This is a genomic window from Mesorhizobium carmichaelinearum (genome assembly GCF_900199455.1).
Lineage (GTDB): Bacteria > Pseudomonadota > Alphaproteobacteria > Rhizobiales > Rhizobiaceae > Mesorhizobium > Mesorhizobium carmichaelinearum.
On the sequence record NZ_FZQR01000005.1, the window covers coordinates 339,272 to 353,911 of the forward strand.

Here is a 14,640-nt window from a genome sequence, read left to right on the forward strand (position 1 = left end):
TTCAGCGCACCAGCGGGCTGTCCCAGACGACGAACAGCAACGCTTTCAGCTGGTCGAAGCGCTCCGGCCCGAGCTCGCTGCGCCACTCCTCCTCGATGTCGCGCAATATGTCGACCATCTTCCAGAAGGCGGCGTGGCCGCGTTCGGTGGAGTGCACCACACGCGCGCTGCCTTCGCCGTCGGAGCGGACGATATAGCCATAGCCTTCGAGGCTGCTGAGCAACTGGTTGATCGCCTGTTTGCTCATGCCGGCACGCTCGGCGATGGTGCCGGGGCGCGCGCCGTCCGGGCCGGGAAACTGCAGCACGGCCATGTGCGGCAGGCGCAATTCGTCGAAACCGGCGGCGTTGAGCTCCTTGATCAGCCGGCGCTGGATGGCCTGCGCCGGCACGCGCAGCAGGGCGCCGATCAAAAGATCCTCGGTCTTGGTCTGGAGAACTTCGGTGGAGGTGGCCATTGACGATCCGGTAAATTGAGTTTACTGATAGCTAGTAAATGTAATTTACCGGAGGGGTTTGCGCAATGTCAGCCATGGATCTTCAGGTCAACCCAGCCAATGAGACCATCGGCACCAAGGGGCTGTCGGTCCGCTTCCTGGTATCGGGCGAAAATTCGAACGGCAGCGTCGCCGCTTTCGAACTGATGGTGCCGGGCGCCCAGCGCCTGCCCGCGCCGGCGCACAGCCATGATCATTACGAGGAAACGATCTACGGCATCGATGGGGTTTTGACCTGGACCGTGGACGGCAAGCCGATCGAGATTGGGCCGGGGGAGGCGCTGTGCATCCCGCGCGGTGCCGTCCACCGCTTCGACAACAATGGCACCAGGGATGCCAAGGCGCTGTGCGTCATCACGCCGGCGGCGATCGGTCCGGACTATTTTCGTGAGGCATTCGGCTTGCTCAACGCCGCTGCCGGCGGGCCGCCGGACAAGGCCAAGATGATGGAGATCATGCGCCGCCACGGGCTGACGCCGGCAATGCCACCACCCGCCTGAAGACCGCCAGAGGGGCAGGGCGCGCGCCTCATTCCTGGCAAGCGGTGAAGGCGTCGCCCGAGTTCCAGTCCCGGAATGCGATGGTGTGGCCTTCAGCCGACACGGTCTTGTGCTTGGTGCTGCCGTCCGGCTGCTGCTTCGAGCTGGTGCCCTTGCCGGTCAGCACATTGTAGTCACAGGCGCTGGCGGCATTCTCCTGCAGATAATCATCGGAATCGTAGGCGAAGCCGGCAACGATGAAGGCGCCGTTGCGGTAGGCGATGGTCAGCGTCTGGTTGGTGCGCTCGCTGCCGATCTCCGGCGCCGGCAGATAGAATTTGATCGAGCCGTTGGGCAGCATCGTCAGCTCCGGCTCGGCGTCGGAGTTCTCGTAGCCCGGCCGGTCGTAGCCGTTCCAATCGCCACCGATCTGCTCGCGCACGATTTCGACGGGCTTGAGGTAATTGTGTTCCTTGTCCCTGAGGAAGAAATGGATGTCCATCGGATCGGTCGGCCCGGTCTCGACCACCATGGCAAGGTCGGGAGCACTGTCGCCATTGAAGTCGCCGGTCAGCGCGGTGATGATCTTGCGGGTTTCGACCGGTTCGGCGAGGGCGGTTGTGGGGAGCGCGAGGGCAAAGGCGAGGAGCAGAGACTTCATAGCGTGTTCCCCGAGTGCGGCACTCGCTGTGGTACAGCAGAGCGCGGGGAGGCGCCAGCGCTTCTCCTTCCCGCCGCAGGGAGAGAAGGGAGCGTTAGTCGCGCTCAGCACTCGCAAACACCACCAGGTTCCCGTCGGGATCGCGCATGCGCATGATCCAGAAATGGTCGGCTTCTTCGATCGGGCCGGGTTGAAGGCCGGCATTCACCAACCTCTGCCTTTCGGGCGCCAGCGGCAGCACGCCGAGCGTCAGGGTCGAAGTGCCGGCCTTGTCCTTGTCCTCGAAGAGCTGCACCTCGGCGCTGTCGGTGAACTGCCACTCGGCCAGCCCCGGCATGGGCCGGCGCAGCGGCGGCTTACCGAAGAGCTTTTAGTACCAGTCGATGCTGGCCTCGAGGTTGGAGCAACTGACATGGGCGAAAATGGTCTCTATTGCCATCGGGACCCTCCATCGGGCTGTTGCACTCTTGCGGCAACGCGGCGATGGATAGTGTGTTCCGTTGCTTCGCGGCAGCGTGTTCCGCTGCTGACGAAAACTGACAGTGGACCATGCCATGATGCCGGGAATCGCGGGATGACGGAGGCAAGATGACACTGACGCCAGCGACAACAATACAGAACCGCCAGGCCCGCTGATGGCGCCGGTCAAGGTCGATCCCGACAAGGTTCGGGAATTCCCCGACCCGGTGAGTTTTTATGCCTGGCTCGGCCAGCACCACGCCACGGAAACCGAGGTGTGGATCAAGGTGCACAAGGTCGGGTCGGGGCTGAAGTCGATCACGCCGAAGGAGGCCATCGACGTCGTGCTGTGTTTCGGCTGGATCGACGCGGTGCGCAAGGGGCTGGACGAGACCAGTTTTCTCCAGCGCTACACGCCGCGCGGCAAGAAGAGCATCTGGAGCAAGATCAACATCGACAATGTCGCGCGGCTGGTGGAGGAGGGCCGCATGACCGGGCATGGGCTGAAGCAGGTCGAAGCCGCCAAGGCCGACGGGCGCTGGGCGCGCGCCTATGGCAGCGGTAAGGAGATGAAAATCCCCGACGATCTGCAGGCAGCCATCGATGCCGAACCGGCGGCCAAGGCGATGCTGGAAAAGCTCAGCGCGCAAAACCGCTTCTCGCTCGCCTTCCGCACCCACAACATGAAGACCGAGGCCGGCCGCAAGAAGAAGATCGAGACTTTTGTCGCGATGCTGAAACGCGGCGAGACGATCTATCCGCAGGGTAAGAAGTAGGATCCTTCGGACGCTGGCGTCGATGGTTCAGGCGTTGTCTGCGAAGGGACTGACGACGCCATCAAAATGTCGCTGCGGACGGCCTGGACAAGAAAGTCGAGCACCGTTGTCACACGCAGCGGTATATTTCGGCGCGAGGGGTAGACGACGTTGATCGGCAGGCGCGTCGGCGGAAAATCCGGCATCAGCCTGACCAGCCTGCCTGCTTCGATGTCCGGCCCGGCCAGGATATGGGAGAGCACCGCAAGCCCGGCTCCCGCCAATGCCGCGCGATGGACGGCCATTGAATTGTTGGCGACAAGGCGGGGCTCGATGCGCAGGGCAACTTCATCCGCTCCACTGGAGAACGACCATGACCGGCCGTCGCCGCCACGGCTGTAACAAATGCAGGAGTGATCCCTGATGTCTTGCGGCACTCGCGGTGTGTCGCGTCCCTCGAGATAGGCTGGCGAGGCCACGAGAAAGGCGGTTGTCCAGCCGATCCGGCGGCACATCAGGCTGCTGTCGCCGACCGGCCCGAGGCGCACCTCGAGATCGATTGCGTTGGCGACCAGGTCCGACGGCTGGTCGCGAAGGAGCAGCTCGACTTGCAGGTCCGGATGGCGCTCCAGCAGCGTTGTCAGGCGGTCGCTGACGAAGAAGCCGAGAGGCGTCGGCAGGCTGAGCCTCACTTTTCCGGATACGGCCGCCGCTTCAGTGCAGCCGGCCTCGCTGAGCGCTTCGACGGCGTCGATGACACGCAGCGCCATCGGCAACATCTGTTCGCCCTCCGCCGTCAGGGCAAGCGCGGTCGTGGTGCGATGCAGAAGGCGGGTCTTGAGATGCGCCTCCAGCGCGGAGACCTGCCGGGACACGGCCGGCTGCGTCAGTCTGAGGTCGACCGCGGCGGCAGAGAAGGACTTTGTCTGCGCCACGCGCAGGAACGTTCGCAACGCCGATACGACATCCATCCTCGCCCTCATACTTTTCGACATAAGCCTTATGTCCGCATCCTAGGCGGGTGGCGCTTTACTGTCCAGATATTATGGATATTAAATGTCCTTAAGGACATGAAATATCCTCAAAAAAGGGAAAGCCATGACACAGCGCCTCAACGCCGCGCAGCAATCGCCTGAATTGTTCAAGAAGCTCATCGATCTCAGCATGGCCGAGACACGCGGCGCCATTGAAGAAAAGATCCGCGATCTGGTCCACATCCGGGCATCGCAGATCAATGGCTGCGCCTTCTGCCTGGACATGCATGTCAAGGAAGCCAAGATCCACGGCGAGAGCGAGCTGCGGCTCCATCATGTCGCCGTCTGGCGGGAATCGACCCTTTTCATTCCCCGTGAACGTGCCGCTCTTGCCTGGACCGAAGCCGTCACCAAACTCCCCGAAGGTGGTATCCCGGACGAGCTCTACGAGCGCGTGCGCGGGCTGCTTTCGGAAAAGGAAATCTCCGACCTCACCTTCTCGGTCATGGCCATCAACGCCTGGAACCGCGTCAACGTCGCCTTCAGGACCGTGCCGGGCTCCGCGGACAAGCTCTACGGCCTCGACAAGGCCGGCCTGAACTAACCCTTCGCTGAACAACCCATCAATCGATGCGGCGCGACCGCAAACGGAGACTGTTATGAAAATCGTCATCATCGGGGGCACCGGTCTCATCGGTTCCAAGACCACCGAACGCCTCCGCAGGCAGGGCAACGAGGTGATTGCGGCCGCGCCGAATACCGGCGTCAACACCATCACTGGCGAAGGCCTGCAGGAGGCGCTCCGAGGCGCGGAGGTCGTCATCGACCTCGCCAACTCCCCCTCGTTCGAGGACAAGGCGGCGATGGACTTCTTCGAGACATCGGGCCGCAACCTGCTCGCCGCGGGCAAGGTCGCCGGCGTCAAGCACCATATCGCACTCTCGGTTGTCGGCACCGAACGCCTGCAGGATTGCGGCTATTTCCGCGCCAAGCTCGCCCAGGAGAATCTGATCAAGGCCTCCGGCATCCCCTACACCATCGTTCATTCCACGCAGTTCATGGAATTCCTGGCCGGCATCGCCAAATCGGGGACGGTTGGCGAGGCCGTGCATCTGTCGCCGGCCTATGTGCAGCCCATTGCATCCGACGACGTCGCCGATGCGATGGCCGGGGTCGCGCTCGCCACGCCGATCAACGGCATGATCGAGATTTCCGGTCCTGAGCGTGTGCGGATGAGCGAGCTCGTCGCCCGCTACCTCAAGGCTGTCGGCGATCCCCGCGAGGTCGTGGCCGATCCGGAGGCACTCTACTTCGGCGCGCGGCTGAACGACACGTCGCTTGTCTCCGACAACAATCCCCGCCTTGGCCGGATCACCTTCGAACAATGGTTCGCCACCTCGGCGCGGAAGGCATAGCGCTCAACACAAAAGGAGTTTTCAAATGATCAAGTCAATCGCCGTCGCCCTCGTCGTGACGGCAGCACTGGCAGGTACGGCCGGAGCCACAGAGGCCCATGACGCCGGCAAGAAGGCGGCCAAGGTCACCCTTGTCTATGAGCATGAACTGCCGAATGTTCCGGGCAAGAGCATCAGGGGTATTCTGGTCGAGTATGGCCCCGGCGGCACTTCGCCGGCACATACGCATCCAAGCTCCGCCTTCATCTACGCGACGGTTCTGGAAGGCTCCATCCGCAGCCAGGTCAATGATGGCCCGGTCAAGGTCTACAAGGCCGGCGAGAGCTTTTCGGAGATGCCGGGCGATCGCCACAGTGTGAGCGCGAACGGCAGCAAGACGAAGCCTGCAAAGCTTCTGGCCGTCTTCGTGGTCGATACCGCTCAGAAAGAACTGACCTATCCGGTCAAGAAGTAGGGGCAAAGGCCGGACGCCTTGCTGGCGCCCGGCCCTGCCTGTGAACCCGGATCACGCCGGGTTCTATCCGCGACGAGAGGCCCGTCGCCCGTCGCGACCCGTCAGGGTCATCCGGCGCGCTCCAGCACCCATTCGAAGCTGCTTTTCCAAAGGTCCGCCGGAATGTCGAGGGCCAGCGCTTCAGTGAGGTCGGAAAGCCTGACGGCGCGCAATTTTTCACGCCAGGCCTCATCGGCTTCCCACATGATGCGCGCCACCGGGCAGGGCCCGCTTTCGCAATAGCCCTGGGGACGACACGGATTGTTCTCGCGGATATTGTTGCACACAAACGTCCGCGCCTTGCCCTCCACCGCCTCTACGATGTCGAGGAAAGTCAGCTCGGCCGGTGGCCGCGCCAATCGATACCCGCCTGACGGACCCAATGTCGTATCGACCAGACCCGCCTGCGACAGGCTTTGCAACGCCTTGGAAAGATATTCCTTGGGAAGGCCGTGGAATTCGGCAAGCGCCTTTGTGGAGAGATAACGCCCCTCGGGCAGGCCGGCAAGAATGGCGCAGCAATGCAGCGCCCATTCGACTTGGCTTTTCAGGATCATCCACGGATTCCGGCCGACCGAACTCTATTAAGGATATGAAATATCCCTATTCTGCCGTGGTGTAAACAGACAGGACTGGAAGCAGAGCCTCAGCCGCCGGAATGCGGGTCGATGCTGTAGGGGTGGACGGGATAGCCCTCGCCGATGGTGTCGCGCACGCGGCCGGTCCAGGCGAGGAATGCCGGGTAGTCCGTTGGAGAAAAGCCACAATCCCCGGCGCGGTGGCTGTATGCATAGATGGCGATGTCGGCGATGGTGAGGTCGTTTCCGGTAAGGAATGGCGTCTCGCCAAGGCTGCGGTTCAGGGCAGCGAGCGTGCGGGCTCCGGCCTCGCGCTTGCCGGCAACCATGGCCTGGTTGCGCTCGAGCCGTCCGGTCAAGGTCCAGAAACGCAGCGAGCCGATGACGGGTTCGACATTGTACTGTTCGAAGAACAGCCATTGCATGATTTTGGCGCGGCGGTAGCGATCCGCCGGCAGGAGCGGCGTGCCTTCGGCGAGGTAGGTGAGGATCGCATTGGATTCGGCGATGGCACTGCCGTCCTCGAGCTGAAGCACGGGAACGGCGCCGGTCGGGTTGAGTTTGTGGAACGCATCGGTATGGCTCTCGCCTTCGAAAATCGAGACGATGCGGGTCTCGTAAGGAATCTTCAGCAGGCCGAGCAGAACCCGGACTTTCCAGCCATTTTGCGATGGCAGATAATCGTGAAGCGTGAGCATGGCGGGTCCTCGTGACGGACGAACGATCGCATAGTGCGACGTCTGCCGACACCCGATTCCTGCGCAGTTAATTCATGCACTGCATCGCGCAATGACTGCGATCTCGACCAACTAATAAATCAATTCCGCCCGTGCCATCTTTCCCTGAGACGACACACAGAGGTATCCCCACATGACCACCCACCCAAGCAAAGTCGCCCTCATCACCGGCGCCAATCGCGGCATCGGGCTGGAGACCGGCCGCCAGTTGGCGAAACTCGGCTTCACCGTGCTGCTCGGCGTGCGCGACCTCGCCAAGGGCGAGGCGGCGGCGAAAGGGCTCGATGGCCATGTCGAGGCGATTGCGTTCGATGTCGCAGTACCCGACGCAGCAGCGCAAGCCGCCGCTGAGGTCGAGCGGCGGTTCGGCCGGCTCGACGTGCTGATCAACAATGCCGCCATCCACTACGACAGCGGCTCGCGCGTCCTGCAGCCGGACTGGACCGTGATCCGCGAGGCGTTCGAGACCAATGTCTTCGGCGCCTGGCGCGTAGCGGCGGCTTTTGCGCCGCTGCTCAAGGCGGGCGGTCATGGCCGGCTGGTCAATGTCTCGTCCGAAGGCGGTTCGCTGGCCTCGATGGGGGCAGGGGCGCCGGCCTATTCGACGTCGAAGGCGACGCTCAATGCGCTGACCTGCGTGCTGGCGGCGGAACTGCGCGGCTCCGGCGTGCTGGTCAACGCCATCTGCCCCGGCTGGGTCGCCACCGACATGGGCGGACCGGGCGGACGCCCGGTGGAGCAAGGGGCGGCCGGCATCGTCTGGGCCGCGACCTTGCCGGATGACGGCCCGACCGGCGGCTTCTTTCGCGACGGCAAAAGGCTGCCGTGGTGAGCGTGGTTGTTAAGCAGGAGGCGACGATGAGAATAGGCATTCTGGGCGCCGGCATGATCGGCGGCACGGTCGGACGGCTGTGGGCGCAGGCCGGACATGAGGTGAGTTTCGGTGTCAGGCATCCCGAACGGTTGCGCTCGATGCTCTCCGGACTTGGCGGCAAGGCCACGGCCGGCCTGGTCCTCGATGCCGTTGCCGGCGCGGATGTCGTGCTGGCCGCCATCCCGTTTCGGGCCTGGCCAGATGTCGCGGCCGAGATCGCGGCCGCACTCGGCGACAAGGCGCTGCTCGACGCCACGGTGCCCGACCCGCCGCGCGACGGCGCCTTCGGCGACGCCGCACTTGCCCGCAAGGATGGCGTGGCTTTCGCCGTCGCGCCGCTGTTGCCGCGCGCAAAACTGGTTCGCGCTTTCAGCACGGTGATGTGGACGACGCTGCAGTCGCAGGCGCATCGTGCCGGTGACAGGATCGGCATTCCGCTTGCCGGCGATGACGAAGAGGCCGTTGCCCTGGCGGTGCGGCTGGTGAGCGATGCCGGCTTCGATCCGGTCGTGGTCGGACCGCTGTCGCAGGGCCGGCGCTTCGATCCCGGCACGGCCGTCTTCGACAGCGGAATGAGCGGACCGCAGGTTCGGGCGGCGCTCGGCGAGGCTTGAGGCGGTTCACGATCTGAATCGTGGAATTGCTGTATGCGCCTGTTTTCGCGCACTTTCAGCTAGGCAGTCTCGCCATTTGCACACAAGAAAAAGCCGCCCTCGCTTTTTAGCGAATGGCGGCCTTTTCCCGGGAGGAAGTCAGAGAGAAGTCAGAACAGCTTAAGCAGCCTTGGCGTGCTTGTGGGTACGCTTGTGGTGGTGCTTCTTGGCGACGTGCCGGTGGCCGTGCTTCTTGCCCGCGTGCCGGTGAGCGTGCTTGCGCACATGCCTGTGGTGCTTCTTGTGGTGCCGGTGACGCTTGTGTGCGGCCGCCTTGACCGGCGTCTTCGCCGCGTCCACGGCAGCGGGAGCCGCCGGAGCGGTCGCGGGGGCGGTCGTCGTCGCCGGAGCGGTAGTCGTCGCCGGAGCTGTCGTGGTTGTGGTCGTGGCCGCCGCATTGGCGGTGCCGACAACCGGCATTGCCAGACCGAGAGCGATGGCCAGGCCGAGCGCGGAGAGGAGGGGCTTGTTCATGATAGGCTTTCCTTTGACGGTTGCTGTCACTGGTCGAGGTCGACCGGTGTCACGCCGAGAAGTTTCAGGGCGTTGGCATAGGTCCGGATGCCTTGCGCCTGCTTACGCTCGGCACAGAACCGGTTCGCCTTGTCCTGCAGTGCCGTTGCCTCGGCGATCTGGCTCGCACTGGCACCGGGTTTGGCTTTGGTCTGGATGGCTCCGTCGAGTTGAAGACCGAGCCGGCTGCAATATTCGCTCCGGGTAACCGCCGCCTGCGCACCCGGCTGCGCGACCGCAAGCATGGCAAGCGAAGTGCCTGCGAGGGCAGCCATCCATCCGGTTGAACGTCGTTGCATTGTCGGGACCATCCCTTTGCGTTGTGTGGCGACCGCTGTCCGGTCGCTGCGAGGATGGTTATCGCAGACGATCTTTTCGCCAGTTTTTCCGGGATGTTGAATCTTGTTTCTGGAGTGTGTCTGGGGGTGAAGCTGCCAATCTCCCCCCTCGTGGGGGAGATGCCCGGCAGGGCAGAGGGGGGCGCGAAGGATCGCCAACCTCGCAGGTATTGGGACGGGGTGCGAACGCTTGTGCCATATAGATGGACTGAGAGGCCGGCGGGCCAGCGCCCCCCTCTGGCCTGCCGGCCATCTCCCCCACGAGGGGGGAGATCGGCTGTCTGCGGCGCTTGCGCCTCTTCCTCTGGCGCTCGCCATCGCGTATGGCCCGGGGAAAATCCTCCAAGTTTCAATTCCCCGGAAACCGCATGATCAGACTTGAAAGCATCAGCAAGCAGAACGGCCGTCAGCTTGTCTTCATCGAGGCGTCGGCTTCCCTGCAGAAGGGCGAGAAGGTCGGCCTTGTCGGGCCGAACGGCGCCGGCAAGACGACCTTGTTTCGCATGATCACCAGCCAGGAGCAGCCCGACGAGGGCCAGGTGCAGGTCGATCGCGGCGTCACTATCGGCTATTTCAGCCAGGATGTCGGTGACATGGCGGGCCATAGTGCGGTGGCCGAAGTGATGAACGGCGCCGGGCCGGTGAGCGACGTGGCGGCCGAGATGGCGGAACTGGAGGCGGCGATGGCCGATCCCGACCAGGCCGATCGGATGGACGAGATCATCGAGAAATATGGCGAGGCGCAGCATCGCTTCGAGGAGCTCGACGGCTATGCGCTGGACGGCCGCGCCCGCGAGGTGCTGGATGGTCTCGGCTTTTCCCAGGAGATGATGGACGGCGACGTCGGCAAGCTGTCCGGCGGGTGGAAGATGCGTGTGGCGCTGGCGCGCATCCTTCTGATGCGGCCCGACGTCATGCTGCTCGACGAACCGTCCAACCATCTCGATCTCGAAAGCCTGATCTGGCTGGAGCAGTTTTTGAAGGGCTATGATGGCGCGCTCTTGATGACCTCACACGACCGCGAGTTCATGAACCGCATCGTCAACAAGATCGTCGAGATCGATGCGGGTTCGCTCACCGCCTACTCGGGAAACTACGAGTTCTACCAGCAGCAGCGGGCGATCGCCGACAAGCAGCAGCAGGCGCAGTTCGAGCGCCAGCAAGCGATGCTGGCCAAGGAGATCGCCTTCATCGAGCGCTTCAAGGCGCGTGCTTCGCATGCAGCCCAGGTGCAGAGCCGGGTGAAGAAGCTCGACAAGATCGACCGCGTCGAGCCACCGAAGCGTCGCCAGATCGTCAATTTCGAGTTCCAGCCGGCGCCGCGCTGTGGCGAGGATGTCGTCACCTTGAAGAATGTCCACAAGGCCTATGGCAGCCGCAGCATCTATGAGGGGCTCGACTTCCAGGTCCGCCGCCGCGAGCGCTGGTGCATCATGGGCGTCAACGGCGCCGGCAAGTCGACGCTTCTGAAGCTGGTGGCAGGCGCTTCCGATCCCGACACCGGCACGGTGGCGCGGGGGCCGAGCGTGAAGATGGGCTATTTCGCCCAGCACGCCATGGAGCTGCTCGAAGGCGAGCGCACCGTGTTCCAGACGCTGGAAGACAATTTCCCGCAGGCCGGCCAGGCGCCGCTTCGCGCACTCGCCGGCTGCTTCGGCTTTTCCGGCGACGAGATCGAGAAGAAGTGCCGGGTGCTGTCAGGCGGCGAGAAGGCGCGGCTGGTGATGGCGCTGATGCTGTTCGACCCGCCCAACCTTCTGGTGCTGGACGAGCCGACCAACCACCTCGACATCGCCACCAAGCAGATGCTGATCGAGGCGCTGTCTCAGTACGAAGGCACCATGCTGTTCGTCTCGCACGATCGGCATTTTCTCGCCGCGCTGTCGAACCGCGTGCTGGAGTTGACGCCGGAAGGCATCCACACCTATGGCGGCGGCTATACGGAATATGTCGAGCGCACGGGGCAGGAAGCGCCGGGCTTGCGGAGCTAAGGAGACTTCAGGATTGTCGATCTGGATAATGCTTGTTTCTATCTCAAGCTTTACCCAGCTGGGCCGGAGAAGCTCATGAACAGGCGCTTTCTCTGACAAGATGCCTTTGTTCAACATAGGTTACCCTACGCTCATGGGCGGAGAACGACGTTTACGCGCCATTCGACGCTTTTGCGGCCTTGTACATGGACGCCGTTTAAATACGCGAAAGAGCCGGCATTTGGAGCGCATTTAAGATCCGCTACGCAGCCGCGCTACAACACCATATCCTCGCAGAGCCGTGGCAATCGGGCTTTATTAAATCCTTATCTTGATCCTTACTTCATTTACGTGGCCACATCTCCCAGTGCGCCGACTTTTTGAACGTACCGACTTCTGACTTGGTCCCTTTAGTGCTAGAAAGGCGAATGAGAGGTCGCGGTTATGCCAAGGGAACATCTCGTCATACTGGTCCACGGAATCAGGGACATCGCACGATGGCAATCCGTAGTTCAAAACACTTTGGAGCAATCGGGGCTTGTGGTCGAGCTTGCTAGCTACGGTCGGATGAATATCATCGAGTTTCTACTGCCGATCTCCTATTTCCGAAACAAGGCAAAGAACGCTGTATTAATTCAGATACTTCACGCTAGATTGCTTCATCCTGATGCTGATGTGTCAATTATAGCTCACAGTTTCGGTACATTTATAATTTCCAATATATTACGTGATCAATTTTCAATCCCATTTCATCGAATAATTTTTTGCGGAAGCGTAGTTCGTTATGATTTTCCGTTTGAGCAAATACAGAATCGTTTTCATCCACCATTGCTCAACGAGGTTGGAACAAGAGATCCTTGGCCCGCAGTCGCCGAGAGTGTGACTACCGGATATGGTTCGGCTGGTACATTTGGCTTCAGGCGCCCTGGTGTGAGAGATCGGTACCACAACAAGGCCGGCCATGGTTATTTCCTTGATGCCGATTTCTGCAATAGGTTCTGGGTGCCATTCTTATTAGATGGGATTATTGAACCAGGATCTGTCGATCCTGATCAGCCGGCCGGTTGGTTGATGGCTATCTGGATAATTCGAATAAAATATTGGATCGCTTCATTTTTTGTATTGTTAGTTGCATGGTTACTTCTTAATTTTTACTATGGACCAGAGATGTATTACTATGATATAAATAGCGGAACATCGGTGTATTCTTATTGGAATGACACGATCAGTGCGATGACCAGAGACGCTACGATTGATTGCCCTGCTGGCGGGCTCTTATGCTATGATAGAAGAGTTTCTCAATTTATATCGAAGAGAAGGTATATTTCTATTAGGAAATATGATAATGATGTAAAAAAAATTGTGTCATGTGGATACTTCTCCTACGTTGGCTACGATCCTGTAGAAGCGCTCAGGGAGCTTGGCGGCGCGTTTCCAGGCTGTATTAAGATTGGAAGTGGGGAAGACGACTCAGATTTTCATATTGAGATCGTACCAACAGGACAAGGAGGGCCGACCTCAGTGGAGAAGGGCGGTAGCACCTACTTCCTATGTGGTTGTAGTCAAGCTCAAGTGGCTGAATTTGCGAAATGACGCGTAAACTAGGGAGACAAGTCGTGATCGGAAAAGCAGCGTTATCTTTGGCTTTAATGTCAATCTCGATGGTTCAGGCCTCGAATGCCGGTACGACAACCTACAGTTGCTCGGCGGTCGACAAGGAGGCAAAACTAGGCATTGATGCGTCGTCATCGGTCTCTATTTCCGAATCCTCTTCCGACAAGAAGTGTTCTTTTAGCGTCGGCGGCGCATCCATTGATAAAATGGAAGTGCCCGAGTTTTTTGACGCGGTCAATGAGATATTGTCGGGAAAATTCGATGATCTCTCTATCAGCTCTCCAAACAAAGACAAATTAATGTATGCGCTTGTTAGCCCATTTCGCCATGTAGACTCTTCTGCATCGCCTGGTTTTAATAACGTAATATCATTTCGTCTTTCCGATTTTGGAAGCTGCATTTCACAATACCGAAATGGAGGGCCTAGTTTTGGTGGGTTCAATGAGGACAACGCATTTTGCAAGGTTTTTGATAAAGACAATAAAGTATCGATCGGCGGGGTTGAGGTCGACAGCAACGAACCGGTTTTAGGAATCGGTGTACGACTTGATGGGATTTTTTACATGCTTTTTCTGAACTCCCACCTGTTTGACCGGGCCCGTCTCGGACAGCCATTTAGATGAAGATGCCCTGAAAATATAGGCCGGGCGCTGATGCTGTTCGACCCGCCCAACCTTCTGGTGCTGGACGAGCCGACCAACCACCTCGACATCGCCACCAAGCAGATGCTGATCGAGGCGCTGTCGCAATATGAGGGCACCATGCTGTTCGTCTCGCACGACCGGCATTTTCTGGCAGCACTGTCGAACCGCGTGCTGGAGCTGACGCCCGAGGGCATCCACACCTATGGCGGCGGCTATACGGAATATGTCGAGCGCACCGGGCAGGAAGCGCCGGGTCTGCGAAGTTAAGGAAAAGGGCGGCAGTCAAATCGACGCCGCCCTTGGGACCAGCTTGCGTGTGAAAGGGGCGGAATGACCGCCCTTACCTTATCGAGATGGCCATGCCGCTGAGATCGGCGTTGACCTGCAGCCCGACCTGCTTGCCGGTGAGTTCGAGCTGGGCGCCCTTGTCATTGGTCATGACGATCACCTGGGCGCCTTTGCCGAGCGTGCCGCCGCCGCCTGCCGCACCGTAGACCCCGGTCACATCGCGGGCGCGCCTGATGTGGCGTACGGTGCCGTGGAAATAGGTCTTGGAAACGCCGAAGGCGAGGCCGCCCGAGACGCCGCCGATCGAGATGGGATAGCTTTTGCCGTGGAAGGTGAACGTGCCTTCGCCGCCGGAGCCGCCGACGAAGAACGCCGCCTTGTAGACGGCAAAGCGGATCGTGCCGCTGTCGGCATGCGCGGCGCTGGCAAAGCCGATGCCCGCAGTGGCGATGGCGGCTACCGCTACGGACCGAAACCTGGACGAAATCTTCATATTAAGAACTCCTCAAAATCGCTGCTTGCCCGACCGGTCGGGCGCGTCAGCGCTGTGTCAAAGTTACAACTGAACAGTCTCGCCTGTCATTTGGTTCCAGGCACGCGGCCCGAATCTGGTTGCGGGAAGATCGACATGAAGCAAGGCCTATGGCAAGCGCAGGGGCGGGACATCGCGGATACGTGATTGGCATGGCGGAGACGCCG

19 protein-coding genes and 1 pseudogene are annotated in these 14,640 nt (G+C 60.8%); 11 read left to right on the forward strand and 9 right to left on the reverse strand.

All coding sequences use genetic code 11. From position 1 onward, the window contains the following. Position 1 precedes the first annotated feature (1 nt). Positions 2-457: a MarR family winged helix-turn-helix transcriptional regulator gene (locus CKW40_RS14800; protein ID WP_095200616.1), complete on the reverse strand. Its 456-nt coding sequence runs from the start codon at positions 455-457 to the stop codon at positions 2-4. A gap of 65 nt (positions 458-522) precedes the next feature. Between CKW40_RS14800 and CKW40_RS14805 the strand changes: the two genes are divergently transcribed. Beyond that, on the forward strand, positions 523-996 hold the full coding sequence (locus CKW40_RS14805; protein ID WP_095200617.1) for a cupin domain-containing protein: 474 nt from the start codon (positions 523-525) through the stop codon (positions 994-996). Between the two features lie 28 nt (positions 997-1,024). Here the strand turns inward: CKW40_RS14805 and CKW40_RS14810 are convergent, their stop codons facing one another. Further along, entirely contained in the window at positions 1,025-1,636 is a 612-nt protein-coding gene (locus CKW40_RS14810; protein ID WP_095200618.1) for a hypothetical protein, read from the reverse strand. Positions 1,637-1,730: 94 nt separating this feature from the next. Beyond that, on the reverse strand, positions 1,731-1,973 hold the full coding sequence (locus CKW40_RS14815) for a VOC family protein (protein WP_095200619.1): 243 nt from the start codon (positions 1,971-1,973) through the stop codon (positions 1,731-1,733). Positions 1,974-2,271: 298 nt separating this feature from the next. Here CKW40_RS14815 and CKW40_RS14820 point away from each other — a divergent pair, with 298 nt between their 5' ends. Further along, positions 2,272-2,871, forward strand: coding sequence for a YdeI/OmpD-associated family protein (locus tag CKW40_RS14820; protein ID WP_095200620.1), 600 nt, complete (start codon positions 2,272-2,274; stop codon positions 2,869-2,871). Here the strand turns inward: CKW40_RS14820 and CKW40_RS14825 are convergent. Next, on the reverse strand, positions 2,850-3,821 hold the full coding sequence (locus tag CKW40_RS14825; protein ID WP_095200621.1) for a LysR family transcriptional regulator: 972 nt from the start codon (positions 3,819-3,821) through the stop codon (positions 2,850-2,852). The genes CKW40_RS14820 and CKW40_RS14825 overlap by 22 nt on opposite strands. Positions 3,822-3,948: 127 nt before the next feature. On the opposite strand from CKW40_RS14825, the gene CKW40_RS14830 reads away from it, so the two are divergent. Genes CKW40_RS14830 through CKW40_RS14840 form a run of 3 tightly spaced genes read left to right on the forward strand, consistent with a single transcriptional unit; the run spans position 3,949 to position 5,693 of the window. Then, the gene (locus tag CKW40_RS14830; RefSeq protein WP_095200622.1) at positions 3,949-4,428 is read left to right on the forward strand and encodes a carboxymuconolactone decarboxylase family protein; all 480 of its coding nucleotides are present in this window, start codon (positions 3,949-3,951) and stop codon (positions 4,426-4,428) included. Positions 4,429-4,483: 55 nt separating this feature from the next. Beyond that, complete coding sequence (locus CKW40_RS14835) at positions 4,484-5,239, forward strand: SDR family oxidoreductase (RefSeq protein ID WP_095200623.1); 756 nt, start codon at positions 4,484-4,486, stop codon at positions 5,237-5,239. Between the two features lie 25 nt (positions 5,240-5,264). Then, positions 5,265-5,693, forward strand: coding sequence for a cupin domain-containing protein (locus CKW40_RS14840; RefSeq protein ID WP_095200624.1), 429 nt, complete (start codon positions 5,265-5,267; stop codon positions 5,691-5,693). Between the two features lie 107 nt (positions 5,694-5,800). On the opposite strand, the gene CKW40_RS14845 is transcribed toward CKW40_RS14840, so the two are convergent. Both CKW40_RS14845 and CKW40_RS14850 read right to left on the reverse strand, forming a co-directional pair. Beyond that, positions 5,801-6,289, reverse strand: a complete 489-nt coding sequence (locus CKW40_RS14845) for an RrF2 family transcriptional regulator (protein WP_095200625.1) — start codon at positions 6,287-6,289, stop codon at positions 5,801-5,803. Between the two features lie 89 nt (positions 6,290-6,378). Then, complete coding sequence (locus tag CKW40_RS14850) at positions 6,379-7,008, reverse strand: glutathione S-transferase family protein (RefSeq protein ID WP_095200626.1); 630 nt, start codon at positions 7,006-7,008, stop codon at positions 6,379-6,381. 172 nt (positions 7,009-7,180) lie between these two features. Between CKW40_RS14850 and CKW40_RS14855 the strand changes: the two genes are divergently transcribed. Both CKW40_RS14855 and CKW40_RS14860 read left to right on the forward strand, forming a co-directional pair. Then, complete coding sequence (locus CKW40_RS14855) at positions 7,181-7,879, forward strand: SDR family NAD(P)-dependent oxidoreductase (RefSeq protein ID WP_095200627.1); 699 nt, start codon at positions 7,181-7,183, stop codon at positions 7,877-7,879. A gap of 26 nt (positions 7,880-7,905) precedes the next feature. Next, entirely contained in the window at positions 7,906-8,535 is a 630-nt protein-coding gene (locus tag CKW40_RS14860; RefSeq protein ID WP_095200720.1) for an NADPH-dependent F420 reductase, read from the forward strand. A gap of 159 nt (positions 8,536-8,694) precedes the next feature. Here the strand turns inward: CKW40_RS14860 and CKW40_RS14865 are convergent, their stop codons facing one another. Together CKW40_RS14865 and CKW40_RS14870 are read right to left on the reverse strand one after the other, a co-directional pair. Continuing rightward, positions 8,695-9,048, reverse strand: a complete 354-nt coding sequence (locus tag CKW40_RS14865; RefSeq protein ID WP_095200721.1) for a hypothetical protein — start codon at positions 9,046-9,048, stop codon at positions 8,695-8,697. Between the two features lie 26 nt (positions 9,049-9,074). Next, positions 9,075-9,386 carry a hypothetical protein gene (locus CKW40_RS14870; RefSeq protein ID WP_244571187.1) on the reverse strand — a complete coding sequence of 104 codons (312 nt, stop codon included), beginning with the start codon at positions 9,384-9,386 and terminating at the stop codon, positions 9,075-9,077. A gap of 407 nt (positions 9,387-9,793) precedes the next feature. On the opposite strand from CKW40_RS14870, the gene CKW40_RS14875 reads away from it, so the two are divergent. The 4 genes and pseudogenes from CKW40_RS14875 to CKW40_RS14880 form a co-directional block, all read left to right on the forward strand. Next, positions 9,794-11,416 (forward strand): ABC-F family ATP-binding cassette domain-containing protein, encoded by a 1,623-nt coding sequence (locus tag CKW40_RS14875; protein ID WP_027052319.1) that lies wholly within the window; start codon positions 9,794-9,796, stop codon positions 11,414-11,416. Positions 11,417-11,962: 546 nt separating this feature from the next. Beyond that, positions 11,963-12,988 (forward strand): hypothetical protein, encoded by a 1,026-nt coding sequence (locus CKW40_RS42920; RefSeq protein ID WP_143748295.1) that lies wholly within the window; start codon positions 11,963-11,965, stop codon positions 12,986-12,988. 23 nt (positions 12,989-13,011) lie between these two features. After that, complete coding sequence (locus CKW40_RS42925; RefSeq protein WP_143748296.1) at positions 13,012-13,632, forward strand: hypothetical protein; 621 nt, start codon at positions 13,012-13,014, stop codon at positions 13,630-13,632. Positions 13,633-13,656: 24 nt separating this feature from the next. Further along, positions 13,657-13,920 (forward strand): annotated as a pseudogene (locus tag CKW40_RS14880) (ABC transporter ATP-binding protein); the annotation flags it as partial. A gap of 73 nt (positions 13,921-13,993) precedes the next feature. Here the strand turns inward: CKW40_RS14880 and CKW40_RS14885 are convergent. Then, positions 13,994-14,434, reverse strand: a complete 441-nt coding sequence (locus CKW40_RS14885; RefSeq protein ID WP_095200629.1) for a lipid-binding SYLF domain-containing protein — start codon at positions 14,432-14,434, stop codon at positions 13,994-13,996. Positions 14,435-14,640: the final 206 nt, after the last annotated feature.

What these genes read in the sequence shown, in the direction of transcription:
- CKW40_RS14800 (WP_095200616.1), bottom strand. Translation starts at nt 457, where the DNA reads ATGGCCACCTCCACCGAAGTTCTCCAGACCAAGACCGAGGATCTTTTG.
- CKW40_RS14805 (WP_095200617.1), top strand. Translation starts at nt 523, where the DNA reads ATGTCAGCCATGGATCTTCAGGTCAACCCAGCCAATGAGACCATCGGC.
- CKW40_RS14810 (WP_095200618.1), bottom strand. Translation starts at nt 1,636, where the DNA reads ATGAAGTCTCTGCTCCTCGCCTTTGCCCTCGCGCTCCCCACAACCGCC.
- CKW40_RS14815 (WP_095200619.1), bottom strand. Translation starts at nt 1,973, where the DNA reads ATGCCGGGGCTGGCCGAGTGGCAGTTCACCGACAGCGCCGAGGTGCAG.
- CKW40_RS14820 (WP_095200620.1), top strand. Translation starts at nt 2,272, where the DNA reads ATGGCGCCGGTCAAGGTCGATCCCGACAAGGTTCGGGAATTCCCCGAC.
- CKW40_RS14825 (WP_095200621.1), bottom strand. Translation starts at nt 3,821, where the DNA reads ATGGATGTCGTATCGGCGTTGCGAACGTTCCTGCGCGTGGCGCAGACA.
- CKW40_RS14830 (WP_095200622.1), top strand. Translation starts at nt 3,949, where the DNA reads ATGACACAGCGCCTCAACGCCGCGCAGCAATCGCCTGAATTGTTCAAG.
- CKW40_RS14835 (WP_095200623.1), top strand. Translation starts at nt 4,484, where the DNA reads ATGAAAATCGTCATCATCGGGGGCACCGGTCTCATCGGTTCCAAGACC.
- CKW40_RS14840 (WP_095200624.1), top strand. Translation starts at nt 5,265, where the DNA reads ATGATCAAGTCAATCGCCGTCGCCCTCGTCGTGACGGCAGCACTGGCA.
- CKW40_RS14845 (WP_095200625.1), bottom strand. Translation starts at nt 6,289, where the DNA reads ATGATCCTGAAAAGCCAAGTCGAATGGGCGCTGCATTGCTGCGCCATT.
- CKW40_RS14850 (WP_095200626.1), bottom strand. Translation starts at nt 7,008, where the DNA reads ATGCTCACGCTTCACGATTATCTGCCATCGCAAAATGGCTGGAAAGTC.
- CKW40_RS14855 (WP_095200627.1), top strand. Translation starts at nt 7,181, where the DNA reads ATGACCACCCACCCAAGCAAAGTCGCCCTCATCACCGGCGCCAATCGC.
- CKW40_RS14860 (WP_095200720.1), top strand. Translation starts at nt 7,906, where the DNA reads ATGAGAATAGGCATTCTGGGCGCCGGCATGATCGGCGGCACGGTCGGA.
- CKW40_RS14865 (WP_095200721.1), bottom strand. Translation starts at nt 9,048, where the DNA reads ATGAACAAGCCCCTCCTCTCCGCGCTCGGCCTGGCCATCGCTCTCGGT.
- CKW40_RS14870 (WP_244571187.1), bottom strand. Translation starts at nt 9,386, where the DNA reads ATGCAACGACGTTCAACCGGATGGATGGCTGCCCTCGCAGGCACTTCG.
- CKW40_RS14875 (WP_027052319.1), top strand. Translation starts at nt 9,794, where the DNA reads ATGATCAGACTTGAAAGCATCAGCAAGCAGAACGGCCGTCAGCTTGTC.
- CKW40_RS42920 (WP_143748295.1), top strand. Translation starts at nt 11,963, where the DNA reads ATGAATATCATCGAGTTTCTACTGCCGATCTCCTATTTCCGAAACAAG.
- CKW40_RS14885 (WP_095200629.1), bottom strand. Translation starts at nt 14,434, where the DNA reads ATGAAGATTTCGTCCAGGTTTCGGTCCGTAGCGGTAGCCGCCATCGCC.